Origin of the sequence: Vibrio aerogenes (assembly GCF_024346755.1) — a bacterium.
Classification (GTDB): Bacteria; Pseudomonadota; Gammaproteobacteria; order Enterobacterales; family Vibrionaceae; genus Vibrio; species Vibrio aerogenes.
The window spans coordinates 1,431,392-1,452,546 of the sequence record NZ_AP024861.1; the positions used below are offsets into that span (position 1 = coordinate 1,431,392).

The following is a 21,155-nucleotide window of genomic DNA, read 5'->3' on the forward strand; positions in this document are numbered from 1 at the left end:
ATTCAATTATGGAACAGACATGGCGCTGGTATGGGCCTGAAGATCCGGTCTCGCTGGATGATATTAAACAAGCCGGAGCAACAGGTATTGTCAATGCACTACACCACATTCCAAATGGGGAAGTGTGGCATAAAGATGAAATTCTGCAGCGAAAAGCATTGATTGAGGCGAAAGGATTCACATGGTCTGTTGTAGAAAGTGTTCCTGTGCACGAAGAGATCAAAACCCGTTCAGGAAATTATGAACAGTGGATTGAAAACTATAAACAATCGTTAAAAAATCTGGCTGAATGCGGGATTGATACAGTGTGTTATAACTTCATGCCCGTCCTTGACTGGACCCGGACCGATCTTGAATATGAGCTGGCCGATGGCTCAAAAGCGCTGCGGTTTGATCAGATTGAATTTGCTGCTTTTGAGTTGTTTATTTTGCAGCGTCCCGGAGCGCAAGCAGATTACACTGCTCAGGAGCAGGCAGAAGCGAAGGCTCGCTTTGATTGTATGAGTCAGGCTGAGATTGAAAAGCTTACCTCAAATATTATCGCTGGTCTTCCCGGCGCTGAAGAAGGCTATACGCTGGCGGAGTTTCAGGCTCGTCTGGATACCTATAAAGACATCGATAAAGAAAAGCTACGTGAACATATGGTTCTTTTTCTGAAAGAGCTGATACCTGTTTGTGAGCAGTATGGACTGAAACTTGCTGTTCATCCGGATGATCCGCCGCGTCCTATTCTGGGGCTGCCAAGGATTGTTTCAACCATCGAAGATATTGAAGCGCTGACAACGGCGGTTCCGAGTCCGGCGAACGGTATTACTATGTGTACGGGCTCTTATGGTGTCAGGGGGGATAACGATCTGGTCCGGATGATAGAGTCTTACGGTGAGCGGATTTATTTCACCCATCTGCGTTCAACGCAACGGGAAGAAAACCAGAAAAGCTTTCATGAAGCGGCACATCTGGAAGGTGACGTGGATATGTACAACGTGGTGATGGCGTTATTGAAAGAAGAAGATCGCCGAAGCCGCACCGGGGATAGCCGCATGATTCCGATGCGTCCTGATCATGGCCATCAGATGATTGATGATCTGCGTAAACAAACCAATCCGGGTTATTCATGTATCGGGCGTTTGAAAGGACTGGCGGAAATTCGTGGTATGGAGCTGGCATTGAAAAAGGCATTTTTTCAATCCAAATGATCCTCCCCTGTTTTCCTGACAATTTCCCGGTGTCGCCGGGAAATTGTCACTGGTATCTGTTACACAGTTTTTACCGGGTCTGCTTTTTCCCTGTCGACCATTTGGTAGAGAATGACCCAAAGCATACATAAGACTAATGCTATCCGGGTACAGCCAATAATCCCCTGCCATCCCCAGACCTGATAAAAAGGCTCCAGTGCAAAGACGCCGAGACTGGCTCCGGCATAATAAAACAGACTGTAAAGGGCCATCGCACTTCCTTTTGCTGCGTTAACGCTGCGCCCCACCAGTGTACTTGCCTGTGCATGGCAAAAGAAGAAGCCGACAGAGGTAAGAATCAGACCTGTGATGATCATCGGCATCTGGCTGAAGCTCAGACATATGTTGGCCAAAAGCATCATAAACAAGCCTGTGATGACTCCGGAAATTAAACGATGTTTCTTTGAAAAGCGGCCCGCCAGCGAAGCACTGGCTGTACCGCCAAGCAGTGTCAGAAACAGCAGGCTGCGCAGATCACTGGGAATGTAGTAGGGCGCTTTACTCAGTGTGAGCATTAAATAGTTGAACTGATTGACATAGGTTCCGAACGCCAGCCCGATGAGCAGGTAAATCAAAAGTAACTGTGGGCGTTTCATGTGTGACATATAACCATGCACGCAGGAGCGGAGACAAAATTTTTCCCGCCGGAAATGGTGTTGCTCCGGTAGTAGCATATAAATCACAACAAAAAAGAGCAGACTGATTCCTCCCAGAATATATCCGGCAGCGTTCCAGTTGCCAAAATAAGTGGCTCCGGCTCCGCCAAGAATCCGGCTGCATAGTCCGCCCAGTGTGTTAGCCGAAATATAGAGCCCGACAGCAGAAGCAAGCCAGCTTTTCCTGAGCTCTTCCCTTAAAAGTGGTACCGCGACTGCCGGGCATACGGCAAGAAATACACCCTGAAAAAAACGGAGTATCAAAAATATCGAATAATTTTCTGCGAAAGGTAAAAGTATCGACACACCAATACCCAGACCTGTGCCAGCTAACAGGATTTTGCTTCGTCCGGCAGCATCTGACCAGCTGGCAAACAATATTAAACCAACCCCGATCCCCAGCAATGGTAAAGACATGGCTAAATTTGTGTCCAGGGAATTGAGGTGAAAGCTTTCCTGAATCAGAGGAAGTAAAGGCTGTATCCAGTAGATATTGGCAAATGTCACCACTGAACAAAGGCAGACAGCTAACACTAAACGGCTGTATCGGGTCAGATTTTTCACTTGATTTGATATCTCCACTGCTTAAAGGCCAGATATCCCAAATCTGGGTATATACGGATCAACTGAATCTTTTAGCAGCATACCGCTTCAGTCTGAATAAATAAAATATGTTGTTTTTATACTATCCATAAATATAATTTATAGTGGTGGGTTTAATTTCAGGGGTGGGGTATAGATGGAACTGAAACAGTTACAGTACTTTGTTTGCGTCGTGGAGCAGGGATCGATTTCAGGTGCGGCACGACGTCTTGATTTAGCTCAACCTGCCATTAGTGCCAGTATGAAAAAACTTGAATCTGAGCTGAAACTCCCACTATTTCATCGCCGGGAGCGGGGGGTTAGTTTGACTCATGAGGGACAGGCTTTTCTTCAGCATGCGCGACAGATATTGACTCAGGCCAATGATGCAAAGTTACTGATGCAGGCATTTGAAGGATTAGATCATGGTGAGGTTCAGGTCGGTGTACCGAGTATGCTGGGGTCTTATTTTTTACCGCCCATCCTGATGGCATTTAAACATCAGTATCCGGGCTTATCTGTGAATGTCGTTGACTCGGGAACCCGGAGTATTCGTCAGGCCTTAATGGACGGTGATCTGGAGCTGGGGGTTGTTGCCAGTAATGATGTGTTACCTGAGCTGGCAAGTGAAAGACTACTCGAAGAAGAAATGGTTGTTTGTATGGCCGAAGATCATCCGCTTGCCGGGAAAGAAACGATTGATCATACAGACTTTCTTTCCTGCGAACTGGTTTTATTCCGAAAGGGATATTATCACTACTCTTTGATTGAGAAGATCAGCCAGCAGGAAAAAATACAACCTACAATTGCCTTTACAACGAATTTGTTACCTTTAACTAAAGCCATTATCCGCCAGGGATATGCTATTTGTCCTATGTGGAAAATAGCCGTTCAACAGGAAGACCACATCGTTACCCGGCCGTTTACAGAACCATTTGTGATTGAACTCAGTCTTGCGTGGCGCAAGGACACTTATCTGTCACGGGCAAACCAGACATTCAGGGACTTTGTTTTGAATGCAGTCCGCCACGATCATGTTTGATCTGAAAAAGCATGTCTGATTTGAAAAGTTCTGAAGAGTAAGAGGAACAAAGCCACCGGGGGGAGCGGTGGCTCTGCTATCGTATGCAAACGGATAACTTTTATGATATCCGAGCACAGATTCAGAATCATATTCAGAAAGTGGTTTCAGGAATCAGAAAGGTAAAGAATTGAAACGGCGTTTCCAAATATTTTTAACTTGTTTTAATTTTATATTAAAAAATAGTTTTATGTTTGTAATTTTTGTCATGGTTGTTTTTTATGTGATTTAACTCACGTTGTGCGCGGGTATCGATAAAAAGTACGGGTTTGCCAGTTTCGTTTTTCTGTTTTCGCTCAGCCATATGTGTTTTTTTACGAAATAACATCATTATCTACGGCAGACGAAAAATCTGTATTCAATATCATTCTGGCATTGTCAGCATCAGACTCATGAACCAGCAATCGTATGCTGCCGGGAATGTCATTAAAAAGCCATTGCATATTAATCATTGAGTGTTCATCAGCAATAATGCTGATGATGCCTGCAGCTTCCAGACTTGCTTTTGCAATATGTGCTTCGTGGGGCAAAGAAAATCGGGCAATGATAACCATATGAGCATCTCCGGTACAAATCTGACTGAATCCTGAAGGCGTTTATGGGGTCCATAGCCCCTGAGTATATCTGACTTATTCTGACTTCTTTGTCAGATAATAGACGTTTACTGATTATTTTGTAAACGAATCTGATGTTAAAGAATGCGGGTGTCCACGATGAATCTGTTGTATCTTAAGCCCTCTTGACGGTTTTCCGGACGGGTCTGTATGATAGCCAGAACATTTGTTGAATCCCGGTAAGTCAATCATTTCTGCACTCAGGTTTTGTCCGGATTGCAATGTAAACAGATGAGGTTTTTGTGAATATCAGGGAAATGAATGAACTTGATTTCCGCCGGTTCTGGCCGGTTTTTGAGGAAATTATAAAAGCACAGGAGACGTATGCATTTGATCCTGATATGAGCTATATGCAAGGTTATGCATTGTGGTGTGAAGTTCCCCGGAAGACATTTATTTGTGAAGAAAATGGCCAGCTTTTAGGATCATACTACATTAAACCAAACGCGATGGGGCCGGGAAAACACATTTGTAATTGTGGATTTATGGTCGCACCACAGGCAAGAGGGAAAGGCGTTGCCAGAGCGATGTGCCAACATGCTCAGCTCCGGGCTGTGAAGATGGGATTCAGGGCGATGCAATTCAACTCCGTGGTTTCAACCAATGAAATTGCTATCCGTTTGTGGCAGGAAGAGGGATTCAGTATTATCGGCACCATTCCGGAAGCATACAAACACAGAACTCTGGGTTATGTAGACAGTTTTATCATGCATAAAAAACTGGCTGAGTCTGATAGACTTCCGGAACTGGCCTGAAGGATCTGTGTGAGGTTTCAGATATAAAATTGTCTGATTAACCGTTGCAGACTTTCCATTTGTGTGACGAGCATATCTGTCCGTTCTACAGATGAATCTGACAGGCGTTGTGTTTCGGATATTGTATGTTTCATCCGGTGAACATGTTCACTGATACCCTGAGTGACCTGAACCTGCTCAACGATAGCATGAGATGTGTTAGTACTTTGCTCACTGATTGCTTTTAAATCATTGACGATAGCCTGGAATGCTTCATTACTCTTATAAGACATATTCACACAGTTTTCAGAAGTTGTCTGGCCAGACTGCATGTGACGGCTTGCTTCCTGTACTGTAGTCTGCAGTATCTCTATTTTATGACGGATTTCATCAACTGAATTACGGGTTTTTTCCGATAATCCCCGGACTTCATCTGCGACCACTGCAAACCCACGGCCTGATTCTCCTGCACGGGCGGCTTCAATTGCGGCATTCAGTGCCAGCAGGTTGGTTTGCTCTGCGACTTCCTGAATTAAGCCAAGAATAGCCTGAATTCCGTCAACATCGGCGTGAAGCTTTTCCAGCGATTGGTGTGAGGCGTTCAGTATATGACTCAGATTCTCGGTTGTTTTGACCGTTTCCTGAATCGTATTGATGCCAATAGCAGCCATTTGTTCGGCATCTCTGGCAAAAGATGAACTTTGTTTCGCCTGATCAGAGACATCGTCAATTGAGTGCAGCATTTGGTCTGCTGAAACTGACATTGCTTCTGTTGCTGAGGTTTGTTCAGTCAGTTTTTGTGCCATCACCTGTCGGTTTGCCCGTTCTTCTTCAGCAGAGATTAACAGGCTTTCAGACGTTTCACCGGCCCTGGCTGTGACGGCTCTTAACTCTGCTTTTTTCATGATCAGGGCAAGTTCTACGGGAGATAAATCATCACAATGTCCCGTATATGGTTGTTCCATCAATTGATTGTCGTAATTGGATTTTGCCTGTTGTTGTACCTGATTCAGCCGAGACCTCAGTTTGAACAGAGAGAGTGCCAGCAGTAACATAACGACACAGCCGGAACCCAGTATTAATGAGGAAGGAGCCAGATTGAGAAAGCCTGTGAGCAGGACGATCAACTGAAGGATAACAAGAGCTGATGCACAGTTCAGCCAGCTGAAGCGTTTCACGGTGGCTTTATTTCGCTGCATTTTTGCATAAAGAGATGTTGCCCGGTTGATTTGCTCATCTGATGGCTGTGTTCTGACGGATTGGTATTCGTAGACTTCTCCATTTTCATTTTTGATAGGGGTGACAAATGCGGAGACCCAGTAGTAATTTCCTTTTTCTTTACACTTGTTTTTTACCATTCCCATCCAGCTCTTTCCGGACTGAATATAATCCCAGAGCTGAGCAAAAGCGGCTTTTGGCATATCCGGATGCCGGATAACATTATGGGGTTCATCTAAGAGCTCTTCTTCTGTAAATCCGGAGATCTGGCAAAAATCTTCATTACAATAAGTGATATGACTCGAAGGGGTTGTTGTTGAAATCAGACTATCCTTGTCTGAATAGCGAACACGTTCGTCACTCATAATTTGAATCCTGTATTTTTTAAAAAAGCGAATGAATAGGCTCCATCCCGACGCATTGATTAAAATTATTTCAGGGATGACAATATCGATTTGATTAGAATGGGAAATAGCAAATCGTGAACAATATATTTCATATATAATCCAAAGTTTGATTATACGAACTAACACAATGAGTTTTTTGACATTTTACAACTTTGAGTGATCTTTGTTCAGAATCAGGTTTGAAAACCGGACTGGCAAGCTATTTTACGGTAGGTCGTCCGGACTTTTAGCATAATGCCTGATGCAGATGTTCGAACACTCATCATATGTTGGTTTGTTGTATTTCATCATTAAGGCCAACAGACCTAATGCATGTCACATAATAATACTCATTAAATTATATGAATATCAATAAAAATAAAAACAGAAGGATGTCTGATGAATGAACCAGAATATGTCGTCGCATTAGATCAGGGGACAACAAGCTCCCGTGCGGTTGTATTTGATAAAAATGCAAATATTGTGAGTGTATCTCAGCGTGAATTTCAGCAAATTTATCCTGAAGCAGGCTGGGTTGAACACGACCCGATGGAGATTTATGCAACCCAGAGTGCAACATTAATTGAATCGCTTGGGAAGTCAGGCATCAGAAGCGATCAAATTGCAGCAATTGGGCTGACGAATCAGCGTGAGACGACGATTGTCTGGAACAAAGAAACCGGCAAACCTGTGTATAATGCCATTGTTTGGCAGTGCCGACGTACCACGGGGATTTGTGAAGCCCTGAAGCAGCAGGGACTGGATAAATATATCCGGGAGAATACAGGTTTGCTGCTGGATCCTTACTTTTCCGGTACAAAAATTAAATGGATTCTGGATAACGTTCAGGGTGCCAGAGAAGATGCAGAAGCGGGGCGTCTGTTGTTTGGTACCGTGGATTCCTGGTTGGTATGGAATATGACACAAGGCCGGATTCATGTGACGGATTTTACCAACGCATCGCGCACCATGCTGTTTAATATCAATACGTTGAGCTGGGACACCAGACTACTTGATGCGCTGGATATTCCTCTTTCTATGATGCCAGAAGTCAAATCTTCCTCTGAAATTTACGGTCAAACTAATATTGGCGGGAAAGGGGGAACCCGAATTCCAATCGCGGGTATTGCCGGCGATCAACAGGCGGCACTGTTTGGTCAGATGTGTGTTCATGCCGGAGAAGCGAAAAATACTTATGGTACCGGATGCTTTCTCCTGATGAATACCGGTAAAGAAAAAGTGAATTCTTCTCACGGGTTATTAACGACGATTGCTTGCGGACCTTCAGGTGAGCCGGTTTATGCGCTGGAAGGATCTGTCTTTATGGGAGGCGCGTCTGTTCAGTGGTTACGGGATGAAATGAAGTTACTGGATGACGCGAAAGATTCAGAATATTTTGCAACTCAGGTTGATTCTTCCGGCGGTGTTTATGTTGTGCCTGCATTTACCGGGTTAGGCGCGCCATACTGGGATGCTTACGCCCGGGGCTCGATTGTTGGTTTAACCCGGGGAAGCAATGCAAATCATATCATTCGTGCCACTTTAGAAAGTATTGCTTATCAAACCAGAGATGTGCTTGATGCGATGCAGGCTGATTCAAAAATCCGGCTGTGTGCACTACGGGTTGACGGGGGAGCGGTAGCGAATAATTTCCTGATGCAGTTTCAGGCTGATGTGCTGGATACTGAAGTTCATCGCCCTAAAATGACGGAAGTCACGGCTCTGGGCGCTGCTTATCTTGCAGGTTTGGGGGTTGGCTTCTGGCAGAGTCTGGATGAATTGAAGGGGAAAGCTGAACTCGACCGGACATTTATGCCACACCATGACGAGGAGAAGAGAAACCGTCGTTATCAAGGCTGGAAGCGTGCCGTTCACAGTGTTCAGGCATGGGCAAAATTCAGCGATGATGTATAACCAGTTATCTGAATCAACAGATTCTGGTCTGGCAGAGTAAACAAGGCGCAGTGGCGCCTTGTTTGTGTTAGAAAAAGAAAAGACCGGTCACGGATAATTCTCTGACCATCAGTTTAAATTTAATATTTTTTGCAGGTGAACAGAAAGATAGCTGGCGGGTTGTATGTCGTGCTGGTTTCATTAAAGTTATTTATCTTTCGTGATGATTTTGCAAGCATAGTCGTTTTGAACACCCGGGAGAGTAGCGTGAAACAAATTCCAAGGCACCAGAAGATTACAGAATTAGTGAAAAAGCAAGGTTATGTCAGTACCGATGAACTTGTTGAACATTTTCAGGTGAGTCCGCAGACCATTCGCCGGGATCTGAATGAGTTGGCGGAGATGAATCAGATTCGCCGTTATCATGGTGGTGCAACCATGCCTCTCAGTTCGGAAAATACCTCTTACTCTTTGAGAAAGTCACAAAATTTTTCAGAAAAAGATCATATTGCTGAAGCACTTGTCAGGCATATTCCAGATCAGGCAACACTCTTTATTGATATCGGAACGACTCCGGAGGCCGTCGCAAGGGCATTGATCAAAAATCATAAGCAGCTGCGGGTTGTGACTAATAATCTGAATGTTGCCTCATTGTTGTTATCAAAAACCGATTTTAAAGTGATCCTGGCGGGTGGAGAGGTCCGTAACCGGGATGGGGGTATTATCGGAGAAGCCACATTGGATTTTATCCAGCAATTCCGGCTTGACTTTGGCATTTTAGGTATCAGCGGAATTGATTTTGATGGCTCTCTTCTGGACTTTGATTACCATGAAGTGCGCGTGAAACAGGCGATTATAGAGAATAGCCGGCATGTATTTCTCGCAGTTGATCATTCAAAGTTTGGCCGCAATGCGATGGTCAAATTAGGCAGTATCTCTCAGATCGACACTTTATTTACGGATGTGGCTCCGCCGGAGGAAATTCAGGCTATTCTTGATAATTATCAGGTTGCTTTAGAAGTGACTGGTGAGTTATGAAGTCATACCATTCTAAATAATTTTCTGATCTGGATATATCTGGTTCCGCAAACCGCTCAAGCCATCCCCCTTTTCGTTGATAAAAAAGGGCTTAAACAAGGACATCCATGCCCTTGTCTATTTGCTCCACCAGACACATCCAGATGATCAGTTTATTTTCCAGATTGGTATCAGCCAGTGGCTAACCGGATCATTTCTGAATACTGTTCACAGATAGTTAGATGTTCGAATGAGCGTTTTTGAGTGAATTAGAAAATATTTGGTGTATTTTTTGATCGATTTTGCTAAGGTTGATCCTGTTTTTTTGTTCGTTTGCTCATTGTGAAAGGGTTGGTGTTATGAATGCGGTGGTTCAGGTCAGTCCGGTTCTGGATTTAATCATTGTCGGCGGCGGTATTAACGGGGCGGGCATTGCCGCTGATGCGGCTGGCAGAGGATTATCTGTTGGTTTATTTGAGGCAAAGGATTATGCGTCGGCAACTTCTTCGGTCAGCTCAAAATTAATTCATGGCGGACTCAGATACCTCGAACATTATGAATTTCGTCTGGTTTCTGAGGCATTAGCGGAAAGAGAAGTGCTCTTGAAAAAAGCACCACATATTGCTTTTCCGATGCGCTTTCGTCTGCCACATCGCCCATTTCTCCGGCCGGCATGGATGATTCGTTGTGGTTTATTTTTGTATGATCATTTGGGTCACAGAACGTCATTACCTGCAAGTCATAAGGTTGATCTCAGTCAGTCCGGTTTTTTAAAAGCAGAAATGAAAACAGGTTTTGAATATTCAGACTGTTGGGTTGATGATGCGCGTCTGGTGCTGCTGAATGTTCTTTCTGCAAAAGAAAATGGTGCAGAGACCCGCAATTATTGCCATGTAAAGCAGGCTGTCAGAGAGAATGGCCTTTGGCGGGTGACCATTGAGGATCATCTGACCGGAGAAATTTTTGAAAGAAACGCTAAAGCACTGGTGAATGCTGCAGGCCCCTGGGTTCAGGAATTTTTTGTGCAGAATCTGCAATTACCCTCACCAAAGAATATTCGCCTGATTAAAGGCTCTCATCTGGTCGTGCCAAAAATTCATGATGAAGATCAGGCTTATATATTGCAGAACCGGGACGGCAGAATCGTCTTTGTAATTCCATATATGGATCAGTTTTCAATCATTGGGACGACAGATGTTGAATATCATGAGAATCCGCGTGAAGTTGCGATTTCTGATGAAGAGACCATTTATTTACTCGATATCGTGAACGAGCATTTTTGTCATCAGCTGAGCCGGGAGGATGTTATCTGGACGTTCAGTGGCGTCAGACCGCTGTGTGATGATGAATCAAACTCACCACAGGCTATTACAAGAGACTATACCCTGACACTTGACGATGATAATGGTCAGGCTCCTCTTTTGTCTGTTTTTGGCGGTAAGTTGACCACATACAGAAAACTGGGTGAAGCGGCGCTGGATAAATTGACGCCATTTTTTCAGTCAGCAGGAAAACCCTGGACATCCTCAGCCAGACTACCGGGTGGAAACTTTAGCTGCTCAAGGCAACAACTGAGTCAGACGATACATCAGAAATATCCGTGGCTGGATGAACAGGTGATTTACCGTTATGTCACTCAGTTTGGTACCAATACATGGCAGTTAATGGCTGATAAAAGTAAACTGGCTCATATGGGAAAATGCTTTTCGGCCGGTGTGTATCAGTCTGAAATTGATTATATGGTGAAGCATGAGCAAGTCAAAAAAGGGGAAGACTTTCTGTGGCGGCGAACTAAGCTTGGCCTGAGCCTGACAGCGCAGGAGCAGCAACAGATTACGACATATATTGAGCGTTTCTGTCCGGACAGAACACAGAAATCTGAACTTAAACTGGCAGAATAATCGCGGGTTGAGTCATGTGCCGGCGTTTTCCGGCACCGATCTGTGGTCTGGTTATTCGATCATTTGATACAGGCGTCTGGGTCGTCCGCCAGTGTTGTAGTTTAACACTAACCGGAGAATCCCTTCTGATTCCAGATATTCCAGATAACGTCTTGCGGTCACCCGGCTGAAATTCATTTTTTCCCCAATATCTTCAGCTGAAAAATTATGGAGTTTCTCGTTATAAAGCAGCTTCTTGAGTGCTTCAAGTGTGGTTGAGTCGATACCTTTCGGAGTTCTTCGCTCTGTTTTAACCGGTGAACGCCGAAGCAGCTGGTCAATATCATCCTGATCCACGGTTGAGGCGCTGACCAGCTTCTGTTTGTAGCGGGCATAATCGTCCAGTGCCTGACTGATTCGCGACATACGAATCGGTTTTACCAGATAATCAATCACACCAAGCTGAACGGCTTTTTCCACCGTGGTTGTTTCTCTTTCTGCCGTGGTCATAATGAAGTGACAGTCCGTATCCTGATCCCGGAGCTGACGTATAATGTCCAGCCCGTTACCATCGGGCAATGTGATATCAACAAAAACGAGTTGAGGCTGAAATGCCTGAAACTGCATCAGCGCATCAGTACAGGTCTCGCTGACTGCAACGACCTCAAAACGGGAATCCTGATTGATGGTGGATTCAAGGGTATAACTGGCACGAATGTCATCTTCAATGAGCATGACTCGGGTTTTCGCTGTCATCTGAAGTTTCTTTTTTATCTAAATAAATGCTGAATAATGTTGTGTCATTTTCTGTCCGTTCCCAGTCAAGGCTGCCATGAAAGAAGTCAACCAACTGTTTAACAAGATATAAACCTATACCACTTTGTTCATCACTTTGTTTTGAACTGACGCCAAATTCAAGAATACGGTTGGCTATCTGTTCGGGAACACCGGTCCCATTATCCTGAATTTCAATCATAATATAGTGCCCGCGGTCACTAATGTATACCCAGACTTCGGGGGTGACACCATAGCGGTTTTGCCATGCGGCCAGCAAGGCGTTGTCTGTCAGGTTACCAATAATCGTGACCAGTTTTTCAGAAATCTGTTTATGATAACTGGAGAGGGTTGTGTCCGGGTCGATGGTAAATTTCACCCCCATATCTGATGCTTTATTAAATTTAGCCAAAAGTAATCCGGCGACAGCACTGTCGTTGACAGACTGAACGATGTTATTAATCACTGTTTGATAGCGATCCGTTTCCTGTTGGATAAATTCAACCGACTCCTGATAACGACCAATTTGCAGCATTCCGGAGAGTACATTCAGTTTATTTGAATACTCGTGTGTTTTACTGCGCAACAACTCGGAATAGTTTTTCAGATAAGTCAGTTCTTTCTCAAGTTCATTCGGTGTCAGGTTAGCGAAGAAGACAATGACATGGCCGATTAATCCTTTGGCGGTTTTGATTGGATAAATATTGGCTTTATATTTGAGTTTTCCGATATTGAAATCGGCCTGATGATACCGGCCCTGATTTTCTAACAGGAGATGGCTGAGAGAAGCAGAATAGTCTGACAAGGGATGGCTCTTATAGTCATACCGGTTCAAAACCCCCATCGACAGCAGTTTGATGGCACTGTTGTTAATCATGGTGATATTCATCTCCTGATTCACAGCAATGATGGCATCGCGGATACTGTCAAAGACCATTTCATGTTCCCGGAATTTGTTGACAATGAACTCCGGCTCGAAATCCAGAAAAGTCCGTTTCATTTTCCACAGAAAAGCAACCGTGGTACACAAACCGAGCAGATAGACCAGTCCTATCAGCAGACCAATATGAATATGCTGCTGAAAAATAATATTTGATATTTTTGAAGAAAGATAACCAATGCAGACAGCGCCGATCAAATGACCATTCATATAAACCGGTGTGAAGTTGCGGATTGCCATGCCCAGAGAACCCAGGGCTTTGGTACTGTACTCTTCACCATTTTTTAAAACCGGCAGGATATCATCTCCGACAAAATGCTGGCCGACTTTTCGTTCATCCGGATGGCTTAAGCGAATTGCATTTTTATCAACCACAACGATAAATGAGGCATCTGTGCGTGACCGGATTGATTCAATATAACGGCTGAACTGCGGTGTTGGCAGCTGATTGTTTTTCTGGTCGATTGCCTGAATGACTTTCGGGTCATGCGCGATAACTCTTGCCAGTTCACGCCCCCGCTCTTCGAGTGCAGTTTGATACGAGTCTTGCAGCAGGTAGAGAATGGCTATCGTGACAAGAATCACAATGGAAGATGTGGTGGCAATAGTTGTCAGTGTCAGATAGCTTTTGAGTTTCATAGCCTGATTGTTGTTCATTGATATATCAACAAGTTCAGAGGATTGTATCACGGGCATATTGAATCTGTATGCAGTCAGGTTATTGGAGCGTGTGTTGTGTGAGTTACATCAACCAGCGTACAACTCATACGCTGGTTGCTTGTGATGATTGAATCGGTTGCCTGGTGAAGGCAATGATTGTTATCAAAACGTTTGGTGAACAGCCATTGAAATAAAGTAGCCGACCACAGTTGCTGTGATGACACCGATGAATCCCGGAATGATAAAGCTGTGATTTAATACGTACTTCCCGATTCGGGTTGTTCCCGTGCGGTCAAAGGTAATCGCAGCCAGGTCGCTGGGGTAGAACGGGAAGAAGAAGTAAGCGTAGCAAGCCGGTAATACGCCAATCAGCACCTTCGGCGGAATTCCCAGGGAGAAACCCAAAGGTAACATGATGGTTAACACCGCTGCCTGACTTTTCAGGAAGATGGAGACGACAAACATTGCGATTGCAAATGCCCATGGATGGGAATGTACAATGTCACGCACCATATCAATCAGATAAGCTTTGTGGAAGCTGATGATCGTATCACTCATCCAGGCAATTCCGAAGATGATGATAACTGCGGTCATCCCGGCAATAAACACATTACTGTGAACAATACGCTTAGGCTGAATATTGGTGGTAATCAGAATGATTGCACCGACAGCCAGCATCAGGAACTGAATACCCACAGACATTTTCACGCCTTTTGGCAGTAAGCCCAGATCTTTACCAAACATTGCAACAAAGACCACTGTTGCAATGCCAAGAATAAAGATAGTTAAGCCTTTCTTCGCATTTTTATCAATGCCGTCATCACTGCCATCAGCCGGACCTTCGTCTTCAAGCTCTTTGACGAATTCAGGATCTTTACAACGCTCTTTAAACTCAGGATCTTTGTCCAGGTCTTTACCGCGTTTCAGACTCCAGGTACAAGCAGCCATTAAACCACAGAAAGTTGCAGGAATGGTGACCATCAGAACATCAACCAAACCGATGTCCAGATGATTATCCACGGCTGTCGCCATGACCACGGCTGCGGCTGCAGCGATTGGACTTGCCGTAATGCCCATCTGTGATGCCACGGATGAAATTGCCATTGGTCTTTCCGGCCGGATACCTCTCTTATAAGCGACGTCGTAAATAACCGGTAAAAGTGGGTAAACAGAATGACCGGTGCCGACAAGAACGGTGAGTGAATAGGTACATAAAGGACCAAGAAATACAATCTGGTTTGGATGTTTTCGCATTAATTTTTCTGCAAACCTGACCAGAAGTTTCAAACCACCGGTCGCTTCCAGGGTTGCGGATGCTGCGACAACAGACAATATAATGAGCATCACACTGATAGGTGGATGTCCGGGAGTGATACCAAAAACAAATGCCAGGATAGTAACACCTAATCCTCCCAGCAAACCAAATGCGATGCCACCATGCCGGATACCAACAAAAATGATGATAAGCAGCAACATCATATGCACATAAAACATGTTTTCTCCTCGTAGTCACGACTTACTTAACTCATCATTATGTAAGCCGTGTTTTCGGGTTATTTCAATCTCGAATGTGTGCTTTCGTGAACCTTCATCCAACCATCAACACAAATACGACAGCGAGTGCAGATACTAAAAAAGCAAATGCATAGCACGCCACTTTACCGGCAGTACCCGTATGGAATTTCAGATCATGCATACCATGGTGAACACGGTGCATGGCATGCCAGATTGGTAACGCCAGTGTGCCGATAGTAAATAAGGCACCGAAGATATTTGCCATGAAATGGGTCATGTTTTCATAACTGAATGCATCCGGATTGATGATTCCGAGAGGTAACAACAGTCCGACAACCAGAATGGTTACGGGAGATATCATGGCAAACCATGTTCCGCCTGCACCAAACAGTCCCCACCAGATAGGTTCATCTGAACGTTTAGGATTTTGATTTATCATGAGATCTCCTTAAACAAGCGCCAGAATGACGAGTGAAATAACAAGGGTTGCTGCCCATTGTCCCAGAACAATAATTTTCTTATTTAAAAGTTTGCCTTTGATCCGGACAGGAACCACCTGAGGCAGCATGCTGAAGAAAGTTTGCGCATGGAACAAGCTGCCGAGCAGGGCAATCATATTCAGGATAATGACGATTGGGCTGGACATGAAGTTCAGCCAGTGCTGCCACGATTCAGGTCCTTTTACCAGACTGATTAATCCGAATAACAGGCACAGGGTAAAGAAAATCAGCGGAAGTACAGTCGCTTCACGAAGCATATAAAAACGGTAGAAAGAAAGACTCTTCCACCACGTTCTTTTGACTTCGCGGATATAAGGTTTACGGTGACTCATTTTATGCTTCCTCCTGAGGTTTCAGCATGGCAATCACAAAATCGACCGACGATTCGACTTTTCCCTGGTTCACTGCCGCTGCCGGGTCAACATTTTTAGGGCAAACCTCAGAACAGAAGCCAACAAATGTACATCCCCAGGCGCCATTTTCACCGTTAATAATCTTCATACGTTCGGCTTTACCGTGATCACGGCTATCCAGATTATAGCGATGTGCCAAAGTCAGGGCCGCAGGTCCGATGAACTCTGGGTTCAAACCAAACTGCGGACAAGCCGCATAGCAAAGTCCACAGTTGATACAGGCAGCGAACTGCTTGTATTTAGCCAACTGTGCTGGCGTTTGCAGGTTCGCACCATCTTCCGGCTTCCGGTCATTACCGAGAATGTAAGGTTTAATCGCTTCTAAACGCTCGATAAATGGCGTCATATCGACGATTAAATCTTTCTCGATAGGGAAGTTGGCTAAAGGCTCAATTTTCAGGCCATCCGGATACTCCCGCAGAAATGTTTTACAGGCAAGTTTAGGAATGCCATTGACCATCATGCCGCAGGAGCCACAGATAGCCATTCGGCATGACCAGCGGTAAGACAGGTTTTTATCCAGATGATCTTTGATATACGTGAGTGCATCCAGTACTGACATCGTTTCATCATAGGGCACACTGAATTTTTGCAAATAAGGTTCCTGATCCTTCTCAGGATCGTAACGAAGAATCTCAACTGATTGAATTCGGTTCGCTGACATTATTGTTGTTCCTCCCCGTTAGCCTTTTCTGCTGCGGCAGCTTTCTCGGCTGCTTCACCATAGAGTCGGGCTTTTGGTGGTGACTTGGTGATTGTGACATCACTGTAATCAATCGATGGTGCGGCATCCTGTTGATAAAATGCCAGAGAGTGTTTGAGGAAGTTGACGTCATCCCGTTCTGTGCATCCCTCATCAAGACGTTGGTGAGCACCGCGGGACTCGCGTCGAAGGATTGCGGAGTGAACCATTGCTTCAGCGACTTCGAGCCCGTACCCGACTTCAAGTGCATACAAAAGGTCGGTATTAAAGACTTTTCCTTTATCTTTAATCTTAATATTTTTATAACGGGCTTTTAGCTCAGTAATCTTTTCGACGGTCTGTTGCATCAGATCTTCCTGACGATAAATGCCACATCCGGCTTCCATGGTGTGACCCATTTCCGTACGGATATCAGCCCAGTTTTCATCGCCTTCCTGATTCAGCAGACTTTCAATCCGGGCTTCAATCGCTTTGACCTGCTGTTCAATCGATGCATCATTCCAGCCAGAGAATGATTGCGCTCTTTGTGCGGCATGTTCACCGGCAACACGACCGAAAACGACAAATTCAGCCAGAGAGTTTGAGCCGAGGCGGTTTGCACCATGAAGGCCGACAGAAGCACATTCACCAACAGCAAACAAGCCCTGAATACGGGTTTCACAGTCGCTGTTGGTCTCAATACCACCCATGGTGTAGTGAACGGTCGGACGAATTGGAATCGGTTCTTTGACCGGGTCGACGTTGACATAAGCTTTTGCCAGTTCGCAGATGAATGGCAGACGCTCATGCAGATAGTCAGCGCCCAAATGGCGAAGATCAAGGTGAACAACGTCACCGAGCGGGTGTTGAATTGTGTTGCCTTTTTGTTGCTCGTGCCAGAATGCCTGAGAGACTTTATCCCGTGGTCCGAGTTCCATATATTTATTTTTTGGCTGACCCACCGGAGTTTCAGGCCCTAAACCGTAGTCCTGAAGATAACGGTAGCCATTTTTATTGAGGATAATTCCCCCTTCGCCACGGCATCCTTCAGTCATCAGAATTCCGGTACCCGGTAAGCCTGTGGGGTGATACTGAACAAATTCCATGTCCCGCAGGGGAACGCCGTGACGGTACGCCATTGCCATGCCGTCACCCGTTACAATGCCGCCATTGGTGTTACAGTGATAAACCCGTCCGGCACCACCTGTTGCCAGAATGACAGATTTGGCTTTGATGATCACCAGATCGCCTTCAGACATATGGATGGCAACCAGCCCCTGAACTTCACCATCAACCACCAGCAGGTCAACGACAAAGTATTCATCAAAGCGTTTGATTTGTGTGTATTTAATGGAAGTCTGGAAGAGGGTATGGAGCATGTGGAAGCCAGTTTTATCGGCTGCGAACCAGGTTCTTTCCACTTTCATGCCACCAAATCGACGGACGTTGACTTCGCCGTTTTCTTTCCTGCTCCACGGGCATCCCCATTGTTCCATCTGGATCATTTCCCGGGTTGCATTGGAGACGAAGTATTCAACGACATTCTGCTCACATAACCAGTCACCACCACCGACCGTATCATTAAAATGATTGTCCAGACTATCTTCTTCTTTAATAACAGCAGCGGAACCGCCTTCTGCTGCAACGGAGTGAGAACGCATTGGATAGACTTTAGAAATCAGAGCGATATCTAAATCCGGGTTTGCTTCCGCGGCTGCGATAGCAGAACGAAGTCCGGCGCCACCAGCTCCGATAACAGCGATATCTGTGGTAATTATTTTCACAGTTATCCTCCAGTGTATATGTTTTTGTCATTAAACTTACTGATGAATCATTGGCATGATTTCTTCAGTAAAAGAGATGTCCGGGCCCGTTGAGCCTCAGGGCCCGGACATTGCTGATGCATTCTTATATTTTTGATTTTGAATGCATTTCCTTTGGGCTGACTGTTAATTTTTTCGCAGTAAATGATTGATTGTTTACCGTGAATTTTATGTGGTTATTTTAACAATCCACTCAGATGAAAATATTGATTTTGAAGCAAATGTAACTATTTATAGCTTTTGTAACTTTTTAAACTGTTAATAGAGACCGGGATCAACACGCCCTGGTAATGACAGCATCGATAAAAGCAGAGCCTGATCACAATGGACTATGGGAATCGTGGATGACCGGTACCAGCTCTGTGTGATGATTTCTCAGCGAATAGCGATGTTCACTGATTCATACTTTGCCCAGAAACCAGTCAGTGTCTGCTGAATATTTCGCTTGAGAACGACAGGGAATAAAAACAGGCAGGAAATATTAGCTTTGGAAGATTGGCTTAACGAAATAAAAGATATTCGGCTTGGCCGGGAATATAAAATTATCAGGAACAGTTTGATGATTATAACCGGAGAATAGCACCTGTACTGATTTAGATGACAGGCATATAAAATGAATCGTTCAATCATTAATAGGTTGGCGTAGTTAACTGGTATTCATAACGACAAGTTGAATTATATATTCAAATTTATTTGATAATTTGTTTTATTTTTTTAATGAGTTGGCTATTTGATCCATTGTGAATAAAAAAAGCCACAACATGTGTGGCTTTTTTTATTTGTTTTTGACGTAGTCTTTTATTTTAAAATTGACAGAATCACCGTTGCCAGAATAAGCATAAACGCACCACCGATTCTTGAGGAGATCTGTGCAAAGGGCATCAGTGACATTCTTTTGGATGCAGCAAGCACCGCGACATCTCCGGTACCGCCCATATTTGCCATACACAGACCGGCTGTAATTGCTGCTTCTATTGCATAGAACCCCATCAGGTGTCCAATGATGGCAGCGCCAAGGATAGCGCCAAGCACCGTCGCAAAGACCATCAGGAAGTAGCTCACACTCAGCGAAGCGATGATTTGATTCAAGTCGGTATAAGCGACACCGATACCAACCAATAACGCCGGCGTTAAGTTGTTCACAACAAATTTATACCAGGCATGTGCCGCCTGTTCCATTTCACGTGGAATCACACCTATTACTTTGACAAAAGCGACAAACAGAATCATTAAAGCGTAAGTATGCATGTTGATCACAGAACTTAACATGCTGCCCACGTAGTACATGGTGATAGCCAGCAGCGCACCAATTCCCAGTACATCAATGGTGAGTTTACTTTCCGACTCCTGACTGTCGGATGAATCATTATCATGAGATGAACGAATCAGTTTTCCGTTTCCGGTCAGGGCTGGGTAGATATCACCTAATTTGCTTAAAAGCCCTGCCATAACAATTGCCATCGCATTGCCGATAGCCAGTGCCGGTACCATTTTTGACATCAGTATTTCTGCTGACATATTGGTATTACCTGACATGATTTCTACCAGTGGCACGGCACCTGCGCCCATACCACCACCCATAATCGGTAAGGCGATTAACATGACAGAATCAAAGAAACCTTCGCCAAGTAAGCTGCCAATCACGCCTGCCAGCAGAAACGACATAGCAACACCACCGAAAATAACAGGAATGTATTTCAACGCTGCCTTTTTCAGGACATCTGTTTCCATACCTAAAATGGAGCCGGTGACTAAGCTGGCAATAAAAAATGAGAGGAAACCGCCACTCTTGACAAAAGTCGTAATCGAAGTGGCGATTTCATGGGGGAGCAGGTTACTGTGGAACAGATAAGAGGAGCCGAAGATGATAACAATCGCACCACCACCAAAAAATTGATTGATAATGGGGGTTTTGTCTCCGATAACATTTAATATGTATCCGACGACGGCCATCACGCCTATCGCTCCGATGATGCCTGAAGGCATCTTATTCTCGATTGTTGCAAGTAAAATAATAATGGCTGACAACGCAAAAATAATATGCGCCATACGTTTTTCATTTGTATTTATTGTTGGGCTGGTCAACATATGTTCACCTTCTCTCTATTAGAATATAGGATGTTATGATTTTTATGACGCTAGTCTAGCAATATGTTTCCGGGAATAGCGCGACAATGCCTCTAATGTAAGTATCTTTTGCTTTTGTAACTTTTAAATATGGATAATATTTATCGGAGGAGAAACTTATATATGGACGATGGTGTATATGTCGGGTTTTCGGTGTGAAATAACAAAATCATGATTTTATTTAGTATTGAATAATTATTGTAATTGAATGATGAAGATGACCGAAATATTTTTAATATTTATTGGATATATATTTTGTAATCAAATATTCAGGTCAACTCATTTTTATCTAAATACCTTCCTCGTAACCAAAAGTGGCGCATATTTAGCAAGTTATTTAGTCAGCGCTCGCTGAACATGCATCTTGAGGTGATCGGGGGATCTATATTAATCTGGTGGTTTATCGCTCAGAGATGTGGTGTTCA

Annotated in this window: 17 protein-coding genes; 6 read left to right on the top strand and 11 right to left on the bottom strand. The window is 44.4% G+C overall.

Going from position 1 to position 21,155, the window contains the following annotated elements; all coding sequences use genetic code 11:
• The first annotated feature begins 8 nt into the window (after positions 1–8).
• Positions 9–1,196, top strand: a complete 1,188-nt coding sequence (uxuA, locus tag OCV29_RS06475; RefSeq protein ID WP_073605612.1) for a mannonate dehydratase — start codon at positions 9–11, stop codon at positions 1,194–1,196.
• A gap of 59 nt (positions 1,197–1,255) precedes the next feature.
• Here the strand turns inward: uxuA and OCV29_RS06480 are convergent, their stop codons facing one another.
• A complete protein-coding gene (locus OCV29_RS06480; RefSeq protein WP_073605611.1) occupies positions 1,256–2,455 on the bottom strand; it encodes an MFS transporter in 1,200 nt (399 codons plus the stop codon).
• Positions 2,456–2,630: 175 nt separating this feature from the next.
• Here OCV29_RS06480 and OCV29_RS06485 point away from each other — a divergent pair, with 175 nt between their 5' ends.
• Positions 2,631–3,515 carry a LysR family transcriptional regulator gene (locus tag OCV29_RS06485; RefSeq protein WP_073605610.1) on the top strand — a complete coding sequence of 295 codons (885 nt, stop codon included), beginning with the start codon at positions 2,631–2,633 and terminating at the stop codon, positions 3,513–3,515.
• Positions 3,516–3,868: 353 nt separating this feature from the next.
• On the opposite strand, the gene OCV29_RS06490 is transcribed toward OCV29_RS06485, so the two are convergent.
• On the bottom strand, positions 3,869–4,108 hold the full coding sequence (locus tag OCV29_RS06490; RefSeq protein ID WP_073605609.1) for a putative signal transducing protein: 240 nt from the start codon (positions 4,106–4,108) through the stop codon (positions 3,869–3,871).
• Positions 4,109–4,425: 317 nt separating this feature from the next.
• Between OCV29_RS06490 and OCV29_RS06495 the strand changes: the two genes are divergently transcribed.
• The gene (locus OCV29_RS06495) at positions 4,426–4,923 is read left to right on the top strand and encodes a GNAT family N-acetyltransferase (RefSeq protein WP_073605608.1); all 498 of its coding nucleotides are present in this window, start codon (positions 4,426–4,428) and stop codon (positions 4,921–4,923) included.
• 17 nt (positions 4,924–4,940) lie between these two features.
• Here the strand turns inward: OCV29_RS06495 and OCV29_RS06500 are convergent, their stop codons facing one another.
• Complete coding sequence (locus tag OCV29_RS06500) at positions 4,941–6,485, bottom strand: methyl-accepting chemotaxis protein (RefSeq protein ID WP_073605607.1); 1,545 nt, start codon at positions 6,483–6,485, stop codon at positions 4,941–4,943.
• A 420-nt stretch (positions 6,486–6,905) separates the two neighbouring features.
• Between OCV29_RS06500 and glpK the strand changes: the two genes are divergently transcribed.
• From glpK to glpD, 3 genes are all read left to right on the top strand, one after another.
• Positions 6,906–8,420 carry a glycerol kinase GlpK gene (gene glpK, locus OCV29_RS06505; RefSeq protein ID WP_073605606.1) on the top strand — a complete coding sequence of 505 codons (1,515 nt, stop codon included), beginning with the start codon at positions 6,906–6,908 and terminating at the stop codon, positions 8,418–8,420.
• 246 nt (positions 8,421–8,666) lie between these two features.
• Positions 8,667–9,437 carry a DeoR/GlpR family transcriptional regulator gene (locus OCV29_RS06510; RefSeq protein WP_073605658.1) on the top strand — a complete coding sequence of 257 codons (771 nt, stop codon included), beginning with the start codon at positions 8,667–8,669 and terminating at the stop codon, positions 9,435–9,437.
• 338 nt (positions 9,438–9,775) lie between these two features.
• Complete coding sequence (glpD, locus tag OCV29_RS06515; protein ID WP_073605605.1) at positions 9,776–11,317, top strand: glycerol-3-phosphate dehydrogenase; 1,542 nt, start codon at positions 9,776–9,778, stop codon at positions 11,315–11,317.
• Between the two features lie 51 nt (positions 11,318–11,368).
• Here glpD and OCV29_RS06520 read toward each other — a convergent pair whose 3' ends face one another.
• The 8 genes from OCV29_RS06520 to OCV29_RS06555 all read right to left on the bottom strand — a co-directional run bounded on the left by OCV29_RS06520 (position 11,369) and on the right by OCV29_RS06555 (position 20,652).
• On the bottom strand, positions 11,369–12,052 hold the full coding sequence (locus tag OCV29_RS06520) for a response regulator (RefSeq protein WP_073605604.1): 684 nt from the start codon (positions 12,050–12,052) through the stop codon (positions 11,369–11,371).
• A complete protein-coding gene (locus tag OCV29_RS06525; RefSeq protein WP_245796974.1) occupies positions 12,021–13,667 on the bottom strand; it encodes an ATP-binding protein in 1,647 nt (548 codons plus the stop codon). The genes OCV29_RS06520 and OCV29_RS06525 overlap by 32 nt, the downstream gene beginning before the upstream one ends.
• A gap of 165 nt (positions 13,668–13,832) precedes the next feature.
• Positions 13,833–15,164 (bottom strand): anaerobic C4-dicarboxylate transporter, encoded by a 1,332-nt coding sequence (locus OCV29_RS06530; protein ID WP_073605603.1) that lies wholly within the window; start codon positions 15,162–15,164, stop codon positions 13,833–13,835.
• Positions 15,165–15,258: 94 nt separating this feature from the next.
• Entirely contained in the window at positions 15,259–15,624 is a 366-nt protein-coding gene (gene frdD / locus OCV29_RS06535) for a fumarate reductase subunit FrdD (protein ID WP_073605602.1), read from the bottom strand.
• Between the two features lie 9 nt (positions 15,625–15,633).
• Positions 15,634–16,017 (bottom strand): fumarate reductase subunit FrdC, encoded by a 384-nt coding sequence (gene frdC / locus OCV29_RS06540; protein ID WP_073605601.1) that lies wholly within the window; start codon positions 16,015–16,017, stop codon positions 15,634–15,636.
• Between the two features lies 1 nt (position 16,018).
• The gene (locus OCV29_RS06545; RefSeq protein ID WP_073605600.1) at positions 16,019–16,762 is read right to left on the bottom strand and encodes a succinate dehydrogenase/fumarate reductase iron-sulfur subunit; all 744 of its coding nucleotides are present in this window, start codon (positions 16,760–16,762) and stop codon (positions 16,019–16,021) included.
• A complete protein-coding gene (frdA, locus tag OCV29_RS06550) occupies positions 16,762–18,564 on the bottom strand; it encodes a fumarate reductase (quinol) flavoprotein subunit (protein WP_073605599.1) in 1,803 nt (600 codons plus the stop codon). Before frdA ends, OCV29_RS06545 begins: the two co-directional genes overlap by 1 nt.
• A gap of 837 nt (positions 18,565–19,401) precedes the next feature.
• Positions 19,402–20,652, bottom strand: a complete 1,251-nt coding sequence (locus OCV29_RS06555; protein WP_245796973.1) for a 2-hydroxycarboxylate transporter family protein — start codon at positions 20,650–20,652, stop codon at positions 19,402–19,404.
• Positions 20,653–21,155 lie beyond the last annotated feature (503 nt).